We start from the raw sequence: 4511 nt of genomic DNA on the forward strand, positions 1-4511 counted from the left end.
GGATGCTCCATGGCCAGCTACTAAAGACGAACTTATCGACTACGCCATTCGTTCCGGTGCACCGATCGAAGTAATCGAGAACCTTCAGGAGCTGGAGGATGAAGGGGAAATTTATGAGGGGATTGAAGATATTTGGTCTGATTATCCGTCGCAGGACGACTTCTTCTTTAACGAAGATGAATATTAGCCACTATCGCTTACCGCACACTCCCGTTCTACTATGACAAATAATTACTAAGCCGCTCCTGATAAGGAAGCGGCTTTTATTTTAGTATTTAATGATCCGGCGATGCTGTAATGATGATCTCACCATTTGCCACATTGCCGGGTTCAATAAATGAAGGTATTATTTTTCCATCTGGTCAATCACTGGTTTGGAAACACCGGTGAAAGAGAAACCACCGTCGTGGAACAGGTTCTGCATAGTCACCATCCTGGTGAGGTCGGAGAACATTGCCACCGCGTAGTTAGCGCACTCGTCTGCAGTAGCGTTACCCAGGGGACTCATTTTTTCTGCGTATGACATAAAGCCATCGAAACCTTTCACACCGCCACCTGCAGTTGTTTTAACCGGCGACTGGGAGATAGTGTTTACGCGTACTTTCTTGTGTGTGCCGTAGTGGTAGCCGAAACTGCGCGCAATTGACTCCAGCAGGGCTTTGGCATCCGCCATTTCACCATAATCAGGGAACACGCGCTGAGACGCGATATAAGACAATGCAATAACAGAAGCCCATTCGTTCAGTGCATCCAGTTTATAAGCTGTTTGCAGCACGCGGTGCAGCGACATCGCAGAGATATCAAATGTTTTGTGATTAAAATCGTAATCCAGGTCGGTATAGCTTCTGCCTTTACGGATGTTCATACCCATAGCAACGGAATGGAGAACGAAGTCGATCTTGCCTCCAAAATGCTCCATGGATTTGTTGAACAGGTTGGTCAGATCGTCCATATTGGTAACATCAGCCGGAATAACAGGTGCTTTACAGGTTTCCGCCAGTTTGTTGATCTCACCCATACGCAGGGCAATAGGGGCATTGGTAAGCACAATTTCAGCGCCTTCTTCCACGCAACGCAGTGCTGTTCTCCAGGCAATAGATTTATCGTCCAGTGCGCCAAAGATGATACCTTTCTTCCCTTTTAATAAGTTATGAGCCATTTGGTCAAAAATTAATTTCGGCAAAAATAGTCGTTATAGTTGAAAAAAAAAGCTGTTGGCTGTCTGCAACGGCATTTAGATGGTTTTGTACCCGCCAAAGGCAGGCTGCTAAAGGCTAACGGCTGTTAAGGGAAAGGTTTTTATGCAATAATGGTAATAACGCTGCCTGTTCCGGGCAACTCCTATGGAATAATGCTGCAATAACAGGTGAAAAGCAGCCATTGCCGGGCAGCCCTAATGCCGCAGCAGTTGCACAATAGCAACTGTGAAGCAGCCATTATTCAATAGCCTCCATGAAACAGCAGCTATGCAATAACTATCACACGGAACAACCTTTTGTTATAAAACGGCTCAGTGCACAGCCAGCATTTCACGGGCATTTTCCAGGGCGGCAGCGGTGGGCCGCTCTCCGCTTAGCATCTGGGCAATCTTATTCACCCGTTCATCCGGCGACAGTAAACGTACACTGGTGGTTACTTTATCAGCTTTGGCATCTTTATATACGAAGTAGTGCGCATCTGCTTTCCCCGCAATCTGTGGCTGATGGGTAATACAGATGATCTGGTGCGATTTGGCAAGGCCTTTCAGGATAACCCCTACCTGGCGGGCAGCTTCTCCCGAAATCCCTGTGTCAATTTCATCGAAGATCAGGGTAGGGAGGGCCACAGACTGCGCTACCAGCGACTTAATACACAACATGATGCGGCTCAACTCACCACCGGAAGCCACCTTGCCTACCGGTGCAAACTGGTTGCTTTTATTGGCATCAAAAAGAAATTCGATGGTATCCTGTCCATATGGATTGAGTTCCCCGGGGGTGATGGCTACTTTCAGGCGGGCATTGGGCATACCAACCTGCGCCAGCAAGGTATTCACATGTTTTTCAAAAGGACCTGCCTGTTCCAGGCGGTGGCCGGTAATAACGCCAGCCGCTTTCACAAGACTTTCCTTCAGCCGGGCCTGTTCCTGTTCCAGCGTTGCCAGTTGTTCATCCAGGTTCAGCACATCGTCTACCTTCCGTGTCAGTGTTTCTTTGATGGCCAGCAGTTCATCTGTGGTGTGTACGCCATGTTTCTTGAATAACCGGTAGCCCTGCGCCATCCTTTCATTCACCAGCTCTATCCGTTGCGCATCATATTGTACATGATCGTTGATGCTCTCCACTTCCCCTGCAATATCCTGCAGTTCAAGATAAGCGGATAACAGCCGTTCAGCCACCGCAGGTACATCTTTATGAAAACCAGACAACCCCTGCAGCGATGACTGCAGCTGTTTTAACTGCTGCAGGATGGGTTGTTCATCTTCCTTCAGCTGAAAATAAACACGGTTCAGGGTGTTCTTGATCTCTTCCGCATGACTTAATGTTTGCAGCTCTGCTTCCAGATCTTCTACTTCGTTTGGATTAAAGCCGGCTTCCGCCAGTTCATCGAGGAGGAAACGGTTGTAATCCAGTTCTTTGTTGGCATTGTCGCGGTTATCCAGCAGTTGTTTGTATTTCTTCTGTACCTGTGTGTACTGGATAAACTCCTGGTGGTATTGTTGCAGTTCGGCGGGTTTGCTGACCAATGCATCAATCACTTCCCGCTGGAAATCCGCATTCCCAAGTGCCAGTGTATCAAACTGCTGATGCAGGTCTACCAGGTAGCCGCTGAGTTCCGCCAGTTGGGAGATATTTACCGGTGTGTCATTTACGAAAGCTCTTGATTTACCAGCGGCACTTACTTCCCTTCTTATGATCAGCTGGTCTTCCAGGTCCAGTTCATGTTCCTGGAAGAAATTGGCCACCTGTGATTTTTTCACCTTAAAAAATCCCTCTATGATGCATTTGCCGGTTTTATCGAACAATACTCCCGGTTCCGCTCTTTCTCCCAGTATCAGGGAAAGGGCGCCAAGCAGAATAGATTTACCTGCACCGGTTTCCCCGGTAATCACGTTCAGGTTTCCTGAAAAGTCTACTTCCAGGTGATCGATAATTGCGTAATTCTTGATGGTTAATCGCTGTAACATAAGTAAGGAAATTCCTTTATGATGTTGAAAGCTCAGGTTCCGTTAACCCGCTGCATGCCTGCTTTGGCGCGCTGGTCAAGGGAATTTTTATAATCATGGCCTTTCATGTTCAGACAACGCTGATAACATTCTATGGCTTTGGCTTTGTCGTTTCTTTTTTCATAAATGTAACCCATTTGGAGGGAAGCACGTGCCGCATAATATTCCGGCCTGTTGCTACCTACTTTTATGGTTACTTCATACATAGCAATGGCCTGGTCATCCTGCCCGCTTTCGTCGTAAATGCGGCCCAGGCGGTAGGCATATTCCAGTTTATCTTCCATTGCCGGGAACTCTGCTGCTTTCTTTGTGAGCAGCAATGCCAGCGCTTTGGGGAAATACCCGCCATCGCTCAGTAAACGCACCCGCAACAGGAACGGGTTAGGCCATTTACCGGTTTTGGCTTCCTTCAATGCCTGTTTGTCTGCATCGGTTTCCAACCCTCCTTTTGTAAGGATCAAAGCCCGGTATTTATCCGCCGCTGCCTGGTTCCCTTCCAGGTAATAGTACCAGCTCAGTCGCTGCAGGCACTCCTTCACATAAAACTTGCCTTTGAAGTTATTAACAAACCGCTCCAGGTAAATATGCGCGTCCTGGTCTAACCTGGTTAGTTTCAGTAAGCCCATTACATAGTTGTAATACTGGATGTCTGCATATTCCGCTGTGTCATTGCGTTCCTGGAGTACTTTTATCCCCGTGGCAGCCTTTTGGTTGTTCAGTGACAGGTTAGCCACCATTAAGGCAAACAGGTAGTTGTTCTTTGTATCCAGCTGTTTCCTTTGCAGAAATTCCCACGTTTCTTCCGGTTTATTCACAATAAACAACATCAGGTAGCAATAATAATAGTAGGATTCTTCCCGGAATAACTTTGCTTCCGGCGCATTGCTCTCAATGAACTTGTTCACATTGGCCATCCCCTCTTTCATACTGCCTTTAAGGCCCAGGATATTGGTGATCCACTTATACCCTTCGGGAATGGTGCCGAATACGGTTTGCATAGCGCCCAGCAACAGGTTATTGGGCACAAAACCCGGAAACCGCTGCTGGTTCTCTTTCAGCATCATATACGCCTTCCGGATCTCCCAGGTGGCATCCCATTTTTCATCAAACTTTATTTTGATCAGCGCCCACTGGAATTTGATAGCCGCCTGTGTGTACAGGTAATAAGGAGAATCCGGTGATCCTTCCGCCATTTTATTCAGCCGGAACAACCGCAGGTTCCTTTTCTGTGAATACGCTGCAGGATCTTCATTAAAGAAGAGTGGGAAAAAATCTGCATAGTTATCCAGGAAATAGGGCGCCAGGT

Annotated in this window: 4 protein-coding genes; 1 reads left to right on the top strand and 3 read right to left on the bottom strand. The window is 47.4% G+C overall.

The window, feature by feature from the left end; translation table 11 throughout:
• Window positions 1-187, top strand: a 187-nt coding sequence (locus tag VN105_RS26030; protein ID WP_325645748.1) for a DUF2795 domain-containing protein, incomplete at its 5' end; no start/stop codon positions are given.
• A gap of 159 nt (window positions 188-346) precedes the next feature.
• Here the strand turns inward: VN105_RS26030 and VN105_RS26035 are convergent.
• The 3 genes from VN105_RS26035 to VN105_RS26045 form a co-directional block, all read right to left on the bottom strand.
• Entirely contained in the window at window positions 347-1159 is an 813-nt protein-coding gene (locus tag VN105_RS26035; RefSeq protein ID WP_325645750.1) for an enoyl-ACP reductase FabI, read from the bottom strand.
• 351 nt (window positions 1160-1510) lie between these two features.
• Complete coding sequence (gene recN, locus VN105_RS26040; RefSeq protein WP_325645752.1) at window positions 1511-3166, bottom strand: DNA repair protein RecN; 1656 nt, start codon at window positions 3164-3166, stop codon at window positions 1511-1513.
• 32 nt (window positions 3167-3198) lie between these two features.
• Window positions 3199-4511: tetratricopeptide repeat protein (locus VN105_RS26045; protein WP_325645754.1), on the bottom strand; the 1313-nt coding region annotated here is incomplete at its 5' end.

The sequence above is a fragment of the Chitinophaga sp. genome, from assembly GCF_035564935.1.
GTDB lineage: Bacteria > Bacteroidota > Bacteroidia > Chitinophagales > Chitinophagaceae > Chitinophaga.